Annotated in this window: 11 protein-coding genes; 2 read left to right on the forward strand and 9 right to left on the reverse strand. The window is 70.6% G+C overall.

The genetic code is table 11. The features are described 5' to 3' along the window. Positions 1-66: 66 nt before the first annotated feature. The 5 genes from AB0N82_RS15200 to AB0N82_RS15220 form a co-directional block, all read right to left on the reverse strand. The gene (locus AB0N82_RS15200; RefSeq protein WP_363392689.1) at positions 67-318 is read right to left on the reverse strand and encodes a YlxR family protein; all 252 of its coding nucleotides are present in this window, start codon (positions 316-318) and stop codon (positions 67-69) included. Between the two features lie 34 nt (positions 319-352). Then, entirely contained in the window at positions 353-1,342 is a 990-nt protein-coding gene (nusA, locus tag AB0N82_RS15205; RefSeq protein ID WP_363392692.1) for a transcription termination factor NusA, read from the reverse strand. A 120-nt stretch (positions 1,343-1,462) separates the two neighbouring features. Beyond that, positions 1,463-2,065 (reverse strand): HD domain-containing protein, encoded by a 603-nt coding sequence (locus tag AB0N82_RS15210; RefSeq protein WP_363392695.1) that lies wholly within the window; start codon positions 2,063-2,065, stop codon positions 1,463-1,465. Between the two features lie 136 nt (positions 2,066-2,201). Beyond that, entirely contained in the window at positions 2,202-4,697 is a 2,496-nt protein-coding gene (locus AB0N82_RS15215) for a glycogen/starch/alpha-glucan phosphorylase (protein WP_363392698.1), read from the reverse strand. Positions 4,698-4,807: 110 nt separating this feature from the next. Next, positions 4,808-6,646 carry an alpha/beta fold hydrolase gene (locus tag AB0N82_RS15220; RefSeq protein WP_363392701.1) on the reverse strand — a complete coding sequence of 613 codons (1,839 nt, stop codon included), beginning with the start codon at positions 6,644-6,646 and terminating at the stop codon, positions 4,808-4,810. Positions 6,647-6,743: 97 nt separating this feature from the next. Between AB0N82_RS15220 and AB0N82_RS15225 the strand changes: the two genes are divergently transcribed. Next, positions 6,744-7,553: a DUF1206 domain-containing protein gene (locus AB0N82_RS15225; protein ID WP_363392704.1), complete on the forward strand. Its 810-nt coding sequence runs from the start codon at positions 6,744-6,746 to the stop codon at positions 7,551-7,553. A gap of 21 nt (positions 7,554-7,574) precedes the next feature. Here the strand turns inward: AB0N82_RS15225 and AB0N82_RS15230 are convergent, their stop codons facing one another. From AB0N82_RS15230 to ispG, 4 genes are all read right to left on the reverse strand, one after another. Then, the gene (locus AB0N82_RS15230) at positions 7,575-8,396 is read right to left on the reverse strand and encodes an aldo/keto reductase (RefSeq protein WP_363392707.1); all 822 of its coding nucleotides are present in this window, start codon (positions 8,394-8,396) and stop codon (positions 7,575-7,577) included. 165 nt (positions 8,397-8,561) lie between these two features. Further along, positions 8,562-10,358 (reverse strand): proline--tRNA ligase, encoded by a 1,797-nt coding sequence (locus AB0N82_RS15235; protein ID WP_363392710.1) that lies wholly within the window; start codon positions 10,356-10,358, stop codon positions 8,562-8,564. A gap of 49 nt (positions 10,359-10,407) precedes the next feature. Beyond that, a complete protein-coding gene (locus AB0N82_RS15240; RefSeq protein WP_363392713.1) occupies positions 10,408-11,592 on the reverse strand; it encodes a benzoate/H(+) symporter BenE family transporter in 1,185 nt (394 codons plus the stop codon). A gap of 153 nt (positions 11,593-11,745) precedes the next feature. Then, positions 11,746-12,897, reverse strand: coding sequence for a flavodoxin-dependent (E)-4-hydroxy-3-methylbut-2-enyl-diphosphate synthase (gene ispG, locus AB0N82_RS15245; protein WP_176776587.1), 1,152 nt, complete (start codon positions 12,895-12,897; stop codon positions 11,746-11,748). Positions 12,898-13,111: 214 nt separating this feature from the next. Between ispG and AB0N82_RS15250 the strand changes: the two genes are divergently transcribed. Next, the gene (locus tag AB0N82_RS15250; RefSeq protein ID WP_363392716.1) at positions 13,112-15,073 is read left to right on the forward strand and encodes a chorismate-binding protein; all 1,962 of its coding nucleotides are present in this window, start codon (positions 13,112-13,114) and stop codon (positions 15,071-15,073) included. Positions 15,074-15,082 lie beyond the last annotated feature (9 nt).

Raw genomic sequence — 15,082 nt, forward strand, 5'->3', positions numbered from 1 at the left:
GACAGGGCAGACCGCTAGTTGCGGACGGGTCTCATTTCGAGCCGTTCACTTCGTGTCCATAGCCGTTCAGCCTTTTCGCTGGAGGGTTGATTCGAAGGTCTGCGTGTCAAGCGGGCCTGACACACGCAATGCTCGTACGAAGGCGCGACGCGTGAGGGCTTTGCTCACGCACGCGTCCGTCTCGTGCACCCACGCTCCCCGGCCCGGCAGAACCGCTCGCTCGTCTGCGACGAGGACCGATCCGTCGGCGACCACACGCAGAAGCGATGATCGGGGGGCGCGTGCGCGGCATCCGACGCACGTTCGTACGGGTTCCATCTTACACCTCGCGGTCGCCCGGACGATCTGACCCTCAGTTGTCTTCGAGGATGCTGTCCGGCTGGATGTCGATCTTGGCGCCGGTGAGCTTCGCGGCGAGGCGGGCGTTCTGGCCCTCCTTGCCGATCGCGAGCGAGAGCTGGTAGTCGGGGACGAGGGCGCGGACGGCCTTGGTCGAGGCGTCGAGCACGAACGACGAGGTGACCTTCGCCGGCGACAGCGCGTTCGCGACGAAGCGCGGCAGCTCGGCGTCGTAGTCGATGATGTCGATCTTCTCGCCGGCGAGCTCCTCGGTCACCGCGCGCACGCGGCGTCCGAGCTCGCCGATGCAGGCGCCCTTGGCGTTCACCGTCGGATCGTTCGCCTTGACGGCGATCTTGGACCGGTGCCCGGCTTCGCGAGCGAGCGAGACGATCTCGACCAGGCCCGCGGCGATCTCGGGCACCTCGAGGGCGAAGAGCTTGCGCACCAGACCAGGGTGCGTGCGTGAGACGGTGATCTGCGGGCCCTTGTTGCCCTTGGCGACACTGGTCACGTACACGCGCAGACGCGAGCCGTGCGGGTAGGTCTCGCCCGGGACCTGCTCCTCGGGCGGGAGGATCGCCTCGACCGTGCCGAGATCGACGTGCACCATGCGGGGGTTCGGGCCCTGCTGCACGACGCCGGCGACGATGTCGCCCTCCTTGCCGCGGAACTCCCCCAGCACGGCGTCGTCGGCGATGTCGCGCAGACGCTGGCTGATGACCTGCTTCGCGGCGAAGGCGGCGATGCGGCCGAAGTCGTCGGGCGCCTGCTCCTCTTCGCCGATGACGGCACCCTCGTCGTCGGTGACCGGGGTGAAGATGCCCACGTGACCGGTCTTGCGGTCGAGCGAGGCCCGCGCACCGGCCGGGATCTCGCCGGAGGGCGAGATGTGCTTGGCGTAGGCGGTGAGGATCGCCTGCTCGATGATGCGCGCGAGTTCGTCGAAGGGGATCTCCTTCTCGCGTTCGATCGTCTTCAGAAGTGCGAGATCGATGTCCACAAGGCCCTCCGTTATTCAGCTCTCGTCGACGCGACCGGCGCCGACAACCCTCCTACGATACCCGGGATGCCATCCGCCTCGCGACTCGGGACCGATGACGGAGGCCGATGCACAGTCGTTTCAGAGACGCTCGAGCGGGTTGGCCGCGAGCTTCGCGACCACTCCCCCATCGACGAGCCGCCGAGCGGCGGTGTCGGGCTTGCGCGCGGCCTGGTCGCGGACGCAGGCGCCGAACTCGGCGGCCAGGTCGCCGCGGGGATGCGCCGCCAGGACCTCGCGGAGGAATCCCTCCGGCAGCACGTCGGCGCGCGCGCCCGAGATGTCGAGGCCCGTGGCGATCTCGAGCAGATGGCCCTCGGCATCCATCGTCGGGTCGACGCTCGTCCAGTTGTGCCGCACGATGACCTCGAGCGCGCGCCGACGACGCTCCCGCGCCCAGCCCGCTCCCGCGGTGACGGCGATGGCGACGTGTCCCCCGGCGTCCTCGTACGACAGCGTGTGGTTGTCGAACTCGGCCACCGTGCCGATGTCGTGCAGCACAGCCGACACGTACAGCAGCTCGTGGTCGATGCCGTCGAATCCGCCGGCGCGCGCGAAGCCCTCCGCCCACAGCCACGACCTCAGGCCGTGGGCGGTGATCGCCGCCGACTGGTACTCCCGCGCGAGCGTCAGGGCCGCACGCGCGGCGGCGGTGTCGGGCACGGGGAAATCGGCGGGTCGCACGGAGCCTCCAGGATCGGGTCCCCCCAGCATCGCGCGCGACGCCCCGCTCCGCCGTGTCGCGACGGCCAGCCGCCGTCGTCTTCCTGCCAGAGCGTTCCGGATGCCGTGACGGCGGGGCCGCGGCATCCGGAACGGCTCAGCCGATCGGGGTGGCGTGCCAGATGCGGTCGAGGTAGTCGCGCATCGCCCGGTCGGAGGAGAAGTACCCGCTGCGCGCGACGTTGAGGATCGCCGAGCGCACCCATCCGTCCTGGTCGGCGTACGCGGCGTCGACGCGCTCCTGCGCGTCGAGGTACGACGAGAAGTCGGCGAGCGCCATGAAGCGGTCTTCGTAGAGGAGGTTCGAGACGAGGGGCTCGAAGACCGTGCGGTCGCCGTCGGAGAACGCACCCGAGGCGATCAGGTCGATGGCGCTGCGCAGCCGCTCGTCGCGCTGGTAGAAGTCGGCGGGACGGTAGCCGTCGGCCCAGAGCGCCTCGACCTCGGGCTCGCTCATGCCGAAGAGGAAGAAGTTGTCGTCGCCGACCAGCTGCCGGATCTCGACGTTCGCGCCGTCGTCGGTGCCGATGGTCAGCGCACCGTTCAGGGCCAGCTTCATGTTGCCCGTGCCCGAGGCCTCCTTGCCGGCGAGCGAGATCTGCTCCGACAGGTCGGCGGCGGGGATGATGCTCTCCGCCAGCGTCACGTTGTAGTTCGCCGGGTAGAGCACCTTGAGCTTGCCCTGGACGCGCTCGTCGGCGCTGACGACGTCTCCGACCGCGTTGATCAGGTGGATGATGCGCTTGGCCATGCCGTAGCCGGGGGCGGCCTTCGCGCCGAAGAGGAACGTGCGCGGTTGCACGGCATCCACATCGAGGCGCCCGGAGACGATGCCCTCGTACGTGCTGACGATGTGCAGGACCTTGAGCGTCTGCCGCTTGTACTCGTGCAGGCGCTTGATCATGACGTCGATGAGGTGGTCGTCCGACAGCGCCGGCTCCCCGCGGGCGTCGAGCACGCGGCTGAGCCGGCGCTTGTTCGACGCCTTCACCGCGGCGAACCGCTCGCGGAAGTCGGAGTCGTCGGCGAGCGCCTCGAGTCCCCGGAGGCGTTCGAGATCGACGGTCCATCCCGCGCCGAGCGCCTCGGTGATCAGCGCCGACAGCTCGGGGTTGGCCAGGCGCAGGAAGCGGCGGGGCGTGACGCCGTTGGTGACGTTGGTGAACTTGTCGGGCCACATCGTGGCGAAGTCCTTCAGCACGTTGTCGCGCAGCAGCTGCGAGTGCAGTTCGGCGACGCCGTTGACCTTGGATCCCGCGACCGTGGCGAGATAGGCCATGCGCACCGAACGGAACGGGTGCTCGCCGATGATCGACATGTTGCGGATGAGCAGTTCGTCGTCGCCGAAGCGCTCGCGAACCTCGAGCAGGAAGGCGTCGTTGATCTTGTAGATGATCTCGAGGTGGCGCGGCAGCAGACGACCGAGCAGATCGACCGACCACACCTCGAGCGCCTCGGGCAGCAGCGTGTGGCACGTGTACGCGAAGCACTTCTGCGTGATCGCCCACGCGGCATCCCACTCGATCTTCTTCTCGTCGACGAGCACGCGCATGAGCTCGGGGACGCCGATGACGGGGTGCGTGTCGTTGAGCTGGAAGATCACGCGCTCGGGGAGCTTCTCGAGGTCGAAGTCGTCGGGGAGGACGTTCTCGATGAAGTCCGCGATGGAAGCCGCGACGAAGAAGTACTGCTGCTGCAGGCGCAGCTCCTTGCCCTGGGGCGTGGAGTCCTCGGGGTAGAGCACCTTGGAGATGTTCTCGGCGAAGGTCTGTGCGCGGACCGACTGCACGTAGTCGCCGGAGTTGAAGGTGTGCAGGTCGAAGGCGTTCGTCGCGACCGCGCGCCACAGGCGCAGGGTGTTGACCCGGCCGTTGTGGTAGCCGGGAACCATCATGTTGTACGGCACCGCGAGCACGTTCCACTCCGGCACCCAGCGCGTGCGCTCGACGCCCTCGTCGTCGTAGGTCTCGGTGGTGCCGGCGAACGAGATCGTCTGCGCGGCCTCGGGGTGGGCGAAGTCCCACGGCGAGCCCATGCGCAGCCAGGCGTCGGGCTGCTCCACCTGCTGGCCGTCAACGAAGGCCTGGCGGAAGATGCCGTACTCGTAGCGGATGCCGTAGCCGATGGCCGGGACGCTCATGGTCGCCAGCGAGTCGACGAAGCACGCGGCCAGGCGGCCGAGGCCGCCGTTGCCGAGCCCCGGCTCGATCTCGACCGCGCGGAGATCGTCGATGTCGATGCCGCACTGCGCGAGCGCCTCGGTGGCGATGTCGGTCAGGCGCGCGGCGAGCAGATTGTTGTCGAGCTGGCGACCGAGCAGGTACTCGGCCGAGAGGTAGCAGACGGTCTTGTTCTGCTGCGCCTTCTGCTGCGCGCGGTCGTCGAACCACCGCGCCATGAGGTAGTCGCGCACCGTGTACGCGAGCGCGAGGTACTGGTCGTTGACGTCGGAGTTCGACAGCGTCACGCCCTGGTCGAAGTTCAGGTTCTGCAGGAACTGTTTCGCGAAGCCGTCGACGGATGCCGCCGGGGCGACGACGGGCGCGAGGGCCAGGGGGTGGGTCGGGCGCAGCTCAGGAGTGTTCTCGGGCACCCTCCGACCGTAATCAGAACCGTCATCACTGCCAAGACGGCATCCGCCACGACACACGATCTTCACCCGTTCGCCGCACGGGCGGAACCGCCCGGGTGCACCGGAGCGGTTCAGCGCAGGCCGCACCCGTCGACGACCTGGTCGCGGCCCTCGATGAGGTTCTTCGTCCAGCTGTAGAGCACGGGGAGGAAGCGCGATTTCGGCAGGATCGGTCGCAGATGGTCGTAGCCGGCGTAGGTCGCCCACCGCACCGGCTGGCCCTCGGCGCACAGCTCCTGCACGTAGTCGCGCTGCAGCTGCGGCGGGATGACCTCGTCATCGGCGCCCCACGCGACCAGCATCGGGGTGCCGAGCGGCGCGGTCATCGCGTTCTCGGCGAGGCGGCGTCCGAGTGCGCCGTCGGTGAGGTCGGCGTTGTAGAGCGGGCGGTCCTCGCTCACCCCGAGGGCCGTGAGCACCGACACGACCACACCCGGCTCGCTGGGGCACCGCTGGGTCATCTCGAGCACGATCGACCGGGAGCCCTCGGCGATGTAGTCGTCGAGGTGCACGTCGGCATAGGTCTCGGAGTACGGCACGAGCACCCACGACGTGATCACCGACAGCATGGCGTTCGGAGGGCCCGACAGCAGCTCGCGCGCCAGCGCGGGCGGATCGGCGACGGGGGCCACCACGGCGGTGCCCAGCACGTCGATGCCCGGGGCGTAGTCCTTCGCGATCGCGGTGGTCCACAGCGCCGCATGGCCGCCCTGCGAGTGCCCCCACACCACCGTGTCGGGCGAGAGCGTGAGGTCGGTGCGCAGCTCGCTCGCGGCTAGCACGGCGTCGAGGGACGACCGGGCCTCCCCCGCGCCGATCAGGTATGGATAGGCGCCGGGAGCGCCCTGGCCCGAGAAGTCGGAGGCGACGACGACCCACCCGGCCTTGAGCGCCTGTTCGAGAGCGGGGATCGACCACTTCGTCGCCGACGCGTCGCGCAGGCTCGGTGCGCACCCCTGGGCCACGCCCGTCGTTCCGTGGTTCCAGACGATGACGGGACGCGGGCCCGGCGGCAGATCCGTGGGCACGATGACCAGGGCGCTGGCCACGGCGGGCCGGTTCGCGGCATCCCGGGTCGTGTAGAGCATCCGCGTGACCGCGCCGTTCTCGGGGAGGCGGCCGAGGTAGGCGTCGGAGCGGATGAGCCGGCCGTGGCCGCTCGGCACCTGCGCGGGCGGGTCGTAGAACGCATCCACCACCGGGGCTCCGGCGTCGAGCCAGTCGTTCAGCCACCACCCGCCCGCGGCCGTCGCGACGAGCACGAGCGACAGGGCGTACCGACCCGCGGCGGCCCATCCGGCGCGGATGCGCCGGCGTCGCAGCGCACGCTGCGCGTCGAACGGCGTCTTCCGCACGCGAGGACGACGGATGCCGGCCACCCCGCGCGCGAGGACTCCCAGGCCGAACACGATCGTGCGCACACCGAAGACGACGGCGAGCACGAGCACCGTCACGTCGGGCCAGGTGAAGGACAGCACCCCGAAGGCGATCTGCGCGACGCCCCACGACAGCGAGAGGATGCGCGCGCTCGCGCCGCCACGGCTCACGGCCCGGCCGATCGAGGCCAGTCCACCGATCACCAGCAGCACGGCGAGCACCGGCGGCAGCAGTTCGAGACTGCGGCCGAGCCAGACGAGGACGGCGAGGCCCGCGACGATCCAGGCGGCCGACACCGATCGCGCCCACCAGTTCGCCGGTCGTCCGACGAGCTCGACGATCCCCATGACCACCGCGCTCGCACCGACGTAGATGCCCAGCAGCACGAGAGAGGTCAGCGGACGCGAGACGATCAGCACGCCGAGCGCCACCACCACCGCACCGATCACGAGCAGCACCCGCGGCGGGGCGTTGCGCACGAGTGCGGGAAGGGCGTTCCACCGGCTCGGGCGCGATCGGCGGGTGGCGGGCATCAGGCCATGATAGGCACCGTCATCCGGCGCGACGGTCCGGTGGACGCCCCCGCGCAAGCGAGTGGCGGCGACGGCCCGAACGGCATACGGTGCCGGAATGCCCTCGACCGCTCGTACCGCAGCCCGGGAGGCCGAGGCGAACCCCGCCTTCCGGCTCGCCGCCCGCGCGGGCTACGCCGCCAACGGCGCGCTGCACCTGCTGATCGGCGCGCTCGTGATCGCCGTGGGCCTGGGAGCGACGGAGGACAGCGACCAGACGGGCGCCTTCCGCGCCCTCGCGGCGGTGCCGCTCGGCGCCGTCGCGCTGTGGGCCCTGGCGGTGGGGCTCGTCACCCTCGGCGCATGGCATCTGCTGCAGGCCTTCGCTCCACGGCACCTCACCGTGTGGCGCCGTCTCGCGCGCATCGCGGCGGAAGCACCGCAGGGCCTGGTCTTCGTCTTCATCGGTCTCGTCGCGGCATCCGTCGCCCTCGGCGCCCGTCCCCGAGCCGAACAGACCACCGAGGACCTCAGCCGCGGCGTCCTGATGTGGCCGATCGGCGGCTTCCTGCTGGGTGTCGTCGGTCTCGCCGTGGCGGGCGTGGGCATCGGCTTCGTGTGGATGGGGATCCGACGCTCGTTCCACTCCAAGGTCCGCGTGCCCCGGGGTGGACGCGGCCTCGCCCTCACGGCACTCGGGATGATCGGATTCCTCGCCAAGGGCGTCGCCCTGGTGATCGTCGGAGTCCTTCTGACGGTCGCCGCCATCACGGTCGAACCTGACACCGCGGGCGGACTCGATGGCGCGGTCGCGGCCGTCATCGCCCTGCCCGCGGGGCCGTTCCTCGCGTGCCTCGTCGGCCTCGGATTCCTCTCCTACGGGGTGTTCACGATCTTCCGCGCGCGCTACGCCCGTCTCGACGCGTGAGAGGTTCCGCCCGAGCGGCGCTCAGTCCAGGCTGGGGTCCCGACCGGTGCGCTCCCCCGTCTCCAACGTCGCGATCCGCGCGTGGTCGTCGGCGTCGAGGGTGAAGTCGAACACGTCGCCGTTCTCGCGGATGCGATCGAGGGAGACCGACTTGGGGAACACCACGAGGGTGCGATCGAGGTGCCAGCGGATGACGACCTGAGCGGGAGTCTTGCCGTACTTGTCGGCGATCTGCGCCAACACGGGTTCGTCGAGCAAGCCACCGCGGGCGAGCGGCGCCCACGACTCGGTGACGATGCCGTTCGCGGCATCCCAGTCGACCAGCTCGTTCTGCGGGAACCGGGGGTGCAACTCGACCTGGTTGATCGACGGCAGCACGCCGGTCTCGTCGCGCAGGCGCGCGAGGTGAGGGATCGCGAAGTTGCTCACGCCGATCGAGGTCGCACGTCCCTCCTGTTGCAGGCGCACCAGCGCCTTCCACGTCTCGACGTAGCGGTCGGCGCTGGGAATGGGCCAGTGGATGAGGTACAGGTCGACCCGGTCGAGACCGAGCTTCGCGGCGCTCGCGTCGAACGCGCGCAGCGTCTGGTCGAACCCCTGGTCGTCGTTCCACACCTTGGTGGTGACGAAGACCTCGTCGCGGTCGAGCCCCGAGGCGCGCAGTCCCTCGCCGACCTCGGTCTCGTTGCCGTACAGGGCGGCCGTGTCCACGTGGCGATACCCCGCGGCGAGCGCCCCCGCCACGAGACCGGCGGTGACGTCGGCGGGCACCTTGTAGGTGCCGATGCCGAGCTGCGGGATCGTGGAGCCGTCGGACAGAGACAGGCGGGGTGCCGAGATCATGGCATCCACGCTACCGAGTCCTCCTCGTCCGTCGGGGTCTCTTGACCGCCCGCCGCGGCCGGTAGCCCGAGAGACCGCGAGACGACATCCCGCTGATGATCCGGCTGCACTCTGCAACCGCGTGGTCAGCGAGATGCCGTCTCGCGAGGAGAGGCGGGACGAGCGTCAGCGGGTCAGCGCCGCAACGGCGTCGGCGACGGCGAGCGTCTCGCGCTCGCCCGTGCGGCGGTCCCACAGCTCGACCTGCCCCTCGGCGGCGCCGCGGCCCACGATGAGGATGCGCGGGATGCCGACGAGCTCGGCGTCGCCGAACTTCACACCGGGCGAGACCTTGGGGCGGTCGTCGTACAGGACGTCGAGGCCGGCCGCCTCGAGCTGGTCGGAGACGGATGCAGCGAGCTCGAACGCGGCGGCGTCGCGGCCGGTGGCCACCACGTGCACGTCGAACGGGGCGACCGACTCCGGCCAGATCAGGCCCTTGTCGTCGTTGTTCAGCTCGGCGATGATCGCGAGGATGCGGGTCACGCCGATGCCGTAGGAGCCCATCGTGACGGTCGCGAGCTTGCCGTTCTCGTCGAGCACCTTGAGCCCCAGCGCCTCGGCGTACTTGCGGCCGAGCTGGAAGACGTGGCCGATCTCCATGCCGCGGGCCAGCTCCACGGGGCCCGAGCCGTCGGGCGCAGGGTCGCCGGCGCGCACGGTCGAGACCTCGACGAAGCCGTCGCCGACGAAGTCGCGGCCGGCAACGAGGGAGTGCACGTGCTTCTGGTCGATGTTCGCGCCGGTGATCCACGCGGTGCCGTCGACCACGCGGGGGTCGAGCACGTAGCGGATCTTCGTCGCCGACTCCTCGCCGAGCACGGGACCGGTGGGCGACCAGGGGCCGATGTAGCCCTTGACCAGCAGCGGGTTCTTCGCGAAGTCGTCTTCGGTGGCCGCTTCGACCTCGGCGGGGGCGAAGGCGACCTCGACGCGCTTGTCATCGACGTCGCGGTCACCGGGAAGCCCCACGACGACGAGCTCGCGCGTGCCGTCGAGGTGGGTCAGTGCCAGCACGACGTTCTTCAGCGTGTGCGCCGCGGTCCACGCGGTGGCCCCGTCCGTCGCGGGGCCGGCGATGCCGGGCGCGGGAGCGTCGAGGTGCGCGTTCGCATGGTCGACGAGGGTCGCGATCGTGGGGGTGTCCGGGGAGTCGAAGACCACCGCATCCGGCTGTCCCTCGATCGGGAGCGCCTCGGGCGCGACCGTCGTGAAGGCCTCGACGTTGGCGGCGTACCCGCCGGCGGAGCGCACGAAGGTGTCTTCGCCGATCGGGGTCGGGTGCAGGAACTCCTCCGACTTCGAGCCACCCATCGCCCCCGCGTCGGCGGCGACGATGACGTACTCCAGCCCGAGGCGGGTGAAGATGCGCTCGTAGGCGTCGCGCTGGGCCTGGTACGACGCGTCGAGCCCGGCATCCGTCGCGTCGAACGAGTACGCGTCCTTCATCGTGAACTCCCGGCCGCGCAGGAGACCGGCGCGGGGACGCGCCTCGTCGCGGTACTTGTCCTGGATCTGGTAGATCGTCAGCGGAAGGTCCTTGTACGAGGAGTAGAGGTCCTTCACCAGGAGCGTGAACATCTCCTCGTGCGTGGGAGCGAGGAGGTAGTCGGCGCCCTTGCGGTCCTGCAGGCGGAACAGCGCGTCGCCGTACTCCTCCCAGCGGCCGGTGACCTCGTACGGCTCGCGCGGCAGCAGCGCCGGGAAGTGCACCTCGAAGGCTCCGGCGTTCGCCATCTCTTCGCGCACGACCGTCTCGATCTTGGCCTTGACCTTCAGACCGAGAGGGAGCCAGGCGAAGATGCCCGGGGCGTTGCGACGGATGTATCCGGCGCGCACGAGCAGGCGGTGGCTCGTGACCTCGGCATCCGAGGGGTCTTCGCGAAGCGTGCGGAGGAAGTAGTTCGACAGACGGGTGACCACGATCATCGAGTCTAGAGCGGTGGATGCCGCACCCCGACCGGAAGCCGGTTCAGCCGGCCCGCCGGCCGAGATGCAGCGCCGTGCGCACCACGAGACCGGCCAGCAGCGCCCAGAACGCCGCACTGACCCCGAACACGGCGATCCCGGATGCCGCGACGAGGAACGTCACGACCGCCGGCAACCGCTCGCCCGGGTCGTCGATGGCCTGCTGCACCGCGGATCCGAACGCGCCGAAGAGAGCGACGCCCGCGACGGCGGGGATGACGCCCGCCGGGGCCAGGAGGACGATCGCCGCGAAGGCCGCCGACAGGGCGCCCAGCACGAGATAGGTGCCGCCGGCCGACACGCCCGCCACCCACCGGCGTCGCGGGTCGGGGTGCGCGTCCGGTCCCGCGGCGATGGCCGCGCTGATCGCCCCGAGGTTCATCGCGTGCCCGCCGAAGCCGGCCGCGGCCGCCGACCCCAGGCCGGTGACGAGCATCGCCGGCCGCCACGGGATCGTGTAGCCGAGGCTCTTCATGACCGCGACGCCGGGCACGTTCTGCGACGCCATCGTCACCACGAAGAGCGGCAGGGCGATGCCCACCACCGCGCCGACCGTGAGCGTCGGGGCGGTGACCTCCAGGCGGGGCAGCAGGGATGCGGCATCCGTGTCGACCCCGGTGCGCGCGAGCTCGACCGCGACCACGACGATCGCCGCCACGAACGCGAGCGGCACCGCCCAGCGGGGCAGCAGGCGGGATGCCACGAGCCAGACGATCAGCACCGGGGCGACGCCCCACGGGTCGTCGACGAGGCCGACGAACGGCGCCACGCACAGCGGCAGCAGGACGCCGGCGAGCATGGCCTGCGCGATGGAGGGAGGGATGCGGGCGATCAGGGCGCCCAGGGGAGGGAAGAGCGCGGTGCAGAGGATGAGCGCGGCGCACACGAGGAACCCGCCGACGACCGCGGGCCACCCGCCGTCGACGGCGCCCGTCGCCGCGAGCAGCGCGACGCCCGGTGTGGACCACGCCACGGTGATCGGGATGCGGTACCGCGCCGCGAGGACGATGCAGCCGACGCCCACGACCAGCGTGATGGCGAGCAGCCCGCTCGCCGCCTGCGCGGGAGACGCGCCCACGGCGCCGAGACCCGTCAGCACGACGGCGAAGGTGCTGGTGAAGCCGACGAGAGCGGTCACGACCCCCGCGACGAGCGGACGGGCGAGCGAGGGCGCGGGAGTCTCGGTCATGGGACTCCCGACGCTATCGGACGTCGGCCCGCGGGTCGGTGCGGCGCGGGTGAACCGTGCCGGATCGAGCGGCGTGCGATTCTCCGCGGCAGCTCATGCGTCGCCGGTCACGCCCATCGGTCGGGGCGCACCGCGCGTGGGAGGGCGGTCGGCTCAGGCCGTGATGACCTGCGCCGTTCCGGTCGCGGCATCCGGACCCATCTCGTCGGCGAGGCGGTTGGCCTCTTCGATGAGGGTCTGCACGATCTCGGCCTCGGGCACGGTCTTGATGACCTGGCCCTTCACGAAGATCTGGCCCTTGCCGTTGCCCGACGCCACGCCGAGGTCGGCGTCGCGCGCCTCACCGGGTCCGTTCACGACACAGCCCATGACGGCCACGCGCAGCGGAACGGTCATGTCCTTCAAACCCTCGGTCACGTCGTCGGCGAGCGTGTACACGTCGACCTGCGCGCGACCGCACGAGGGGCACGAGACGATCTCGAGCTTGCGCTCGCGCAGATTCAGCGACTGCAGGATCTGGTGCCCGACCTTGACTTCTTCGGCCGGAGGCGCCGACAGCGAGACGCGGATCGTGTCGCCGATCCCCTCCGAGAGCAGGATGCCGAACGCCGTGGCGCTCTTGATCGTGCCCTGGAACGCGGGGCCGGCCTCGGTCACGCCGAGGTGCAGCGGCCAGTCGCCCCGCTCGGCGAGCAGGCGGTAGGCCTTGACCATGACGATCGGGTCATTGTGCTTGACCGAGATCTTGAAGTCGTGGAAGTCGTGCTCCTCGAACAGCGAGGCCTCCCACACGGCGCTCTCGACGAGCGCCTCGGGGGTGGCCTTGCCGTACTTCTCGAGCAGGCGGCGGTCGAGCGACCCGGCGTTGACGCCGATGCGCAGGGAGACGCCGGCATCCTTGGCGGCCTTGGCGATGGCGCCGACCTGGTCGTCGAACTTGCGGATGTTGCCGGGGTTCACGCGCACGGCGCCGCACCCGGCGTCGATCGCCTGGAAGACGTACTTCGGCTGGAAGTGGATGTCGGCGATGACGGGGATCTGGCTCTTCTTCGCGATGATGTGCAGCACATCGGCATCGTCCTGCGACGGCACGGCGACGCGCACGATCTCGCAACCGGATGCCGTGAGCTCGGCGATCTGCTGGAGGGTGGCGTTGATGTTGGTCGTCGGCGTCGTGGTCATCGACTGGACGCTCACGGGGGCGTCGCCGCCGACGAGCACCTTCCCGACCCGGATCTGACGGGTCTTGCGACGGGGAGCGAGGGTCTCCGGCACGCGGGGCATTCCGAGATTCACAGCAGGCACGCGCTCAGCCTACGCCGCCGTCGCTGGACGGAGCCGGAACAGGCTGCGAATGCTCCCTGTGGTAGGTTCGGCGCCATGCGCGCGCAACTCAGCTGGTGGCCCACCGTCTAGGCGGTGAGCACGCGTGCGACAGACCGCCCTCCCTCGGGATCCGGGCGGTCTTCGTGTTTTCGGCGGCCGCGTAGGACCCTCGCTCACAGACGGAAGTACTTCGATGACCGGGCCCGACCCCTCCTCTCTGATCCACGATCTGCTCGCAGGTTCCGCGCCGTTCGCGCTCATCGCGCGCGGCCCCGCCGCGGGTGACGACGCCACCGTCGAGGTGCTCACCGGCGACGTCGTCGACGTGGACCTCCTCGCCGACATCCCGCTGACCGACGCCGACGGCGTCGCCCGCGAGGTACTGGCGCTCGTGCCGTTCCGTCAGGTGCGCGAGCGCGGGTTCGTCTGTCACGACGACGGCGCTCCGCTTCGCTGCCTCGTCATCGGCGAGCGCGTCGTCCTCCCCCGTGCCGGGGTCATGGCATCCCTCCCCTCCGCCCCCGTGGACCTCGCGGACGCCGGGTTCGACATCGCCGACGAGGAGTACGCCGACATCGTGCGGCGCGTGATCGCCGAGGAGATCGGTCGCGGCGAGGGGGCGAACTTCGTCATCCGGCGGGACTTCGTCGCGGGCGTCGACGCCGATCCCCGCGCCGCGGCGCTGACCTGGTTCCGCGCGCTGCTCGAGCACGAGAAGGGCGCGTACTGGACCTTCGCGATCGTCACCGAGGGGCACGTCGCCGTCGGGGCGAGCCCGGAGGCGCACGTGAGCGCCCAGGACGGCATCGTCACGATGAACCCCATCTCGGGCACGTTCCGCCACCCCGCGGGCGGCGCCACCGCCGACACGCTCGCGGAGTTCCTGCGCTCGACGAAGGAGACCGAGGAGCTCTTCATGGTCGTCGACGAGGAGCTCAAGATGATGAGCGCCGTGTGCAGCGACGGGGGGCGCATCACGGGCCCGCACCTGAAGGAGATGTCGCGCCTCACCCACACCGAGTACATGCTGCGCGGGCGCAGCGACCTCGACCCCCGCGACATCCTGCGCGAGACGATGTTCGCCCCCACGGTCACCGGCTCCCCCATGCAGAACGCCTGCACCGTGATCGCCCGCCACGAGACGACCCCGCGCGGGTACTACTCGGGCGTCGCGGCACTGTTCACACCCAACGGCAACGCCGCAGGACCCACGCACGACCTCGACGCGCCCATCCTGATCCGCACGGCGTACCTCGTCGACGGACGCCTGCGCGTACCCGTGGGTGCGACGCTCGTGCGCCACTCCGACCCCTACGGCGAGGTCGGCGAGACGCACGGCAAGGCCGCGGGCGTCCTCGGGGCGATCGGCGCGATCCCCCGTGACGTCCCCGTCGTCCCCGCCGATGCGGATCCCGACGCCCCGGTGGCCGAGCGCCGACCGCTCGCGGAGGATCCCGCGATCGCCGAGCTCCTGGCATCCCGCAACGACCGTCTCGCACCGTTCTGGATGAACCCGCAGGACCCCGACGGATCGGGCCCGTTCGCGGGCCGCACGGCCCTGGTCGTGGATGCCGAGGACCGCTTCACCACGATGCTCGCCCACCAGCTGCGCCACCTCGGGCTCGACACCCGCATCGTGCACTGGGCGGACGTCTCGGACACCGAGGTGGATGCCGCGGACCTCGTGGTGTCGGGACCCGGACCCGGCGACCCGCGCGACGACACCCCGCGCATGGAGGCCATGCGCGGCGTCGTCGGACGCCGGACCGCTCGGCGCGACCCCCTTCTCGCCGTGTGCCTGAGCCACCAGATCCTGGCCGACTCCCTCGGTATCGAGCTCACGCCGCTCGATCGCCCGCATCAGGGACTGCAGAAGAGCGTCGACGTGTTCGGCGAGGACGCCTCGATCGGCTTCTACAACACCTTCACCGCGCGCGTGCACCCCGGCGACAGTCGAAGCATCACGTACGACCGGGGCGAGGTCGTGGCCCCCCTCGACGTCGACGTCGCCGCCGACCCCCTGACCGGAGACGTCTACGCCCTGCAGGGTCCCGGTTTCGCGAGCGTGCAGGGGCACCTGGAGTCGATCCTGTCGCGCGACGGCATGCGGACGCTCGAGCGGCTCATCGCGCATGCGCTGACCGACGCGTCCTGACGCCGGGGC

The sequence above is a fragment of the Microbacterium sp. NPDC089186 genome (genome assembly GCF_040685115.1).
Lineage (GTDB): Bacteria > Actinomycetota > Actinomycetes > Actinomycetales > Microbacteriaceae > Microbacterium > Microbacterium galbum.

Excerpts from the sequence above, each read along its gene's own strand:
- AB0N82_RS15200 (WP_363392689.1), bottom strand. The coding sequence starts at position 318 with ATGGAACCCGTACGAACGTGCGTCGGATGCCGCGCACGCGCCCCCCGA.
- AB0N82_RS15220 (WP_363392701.1), bottom strand. The coding sequence starts at position 6,646 with ATGCCCGCCACCCGCCGATCGCGCCCGAGCCGGTGGAACGCCCTTCCC.
- AB0N82_RS15225 (WP_363392704.1), top strand. The coding sequence starts at position 6,744 with ATGCCCTCGACCGCTCGTACCGCAGCCCGGGAGGCCGAGGCGAACCCC.
- AB0N82_RS15230 (WP_363392707.1), bottom strand. The coding sequence starts at position 8,396 with ATGATCTCGGCACCCCGCCTGTCTCTGTCCGACGGCTCCACGATCCCG.
- AB0N82_RS15240 (WP_363392713.1), bottom strand. The coding sequence starts at position 11,592 with ATGACCGAGACTCCCGCGCCCTCGCTCGCCCGTCCGCTCGTCGCGGGG.
- AB0N82_RS15250 (WP_363392716.1), top strand. The coding sequence starts at position 13,112 with ATGACCGGGCCCGACCCCTCCTCTCTGATCCACGATCTGCTCGCAGGT.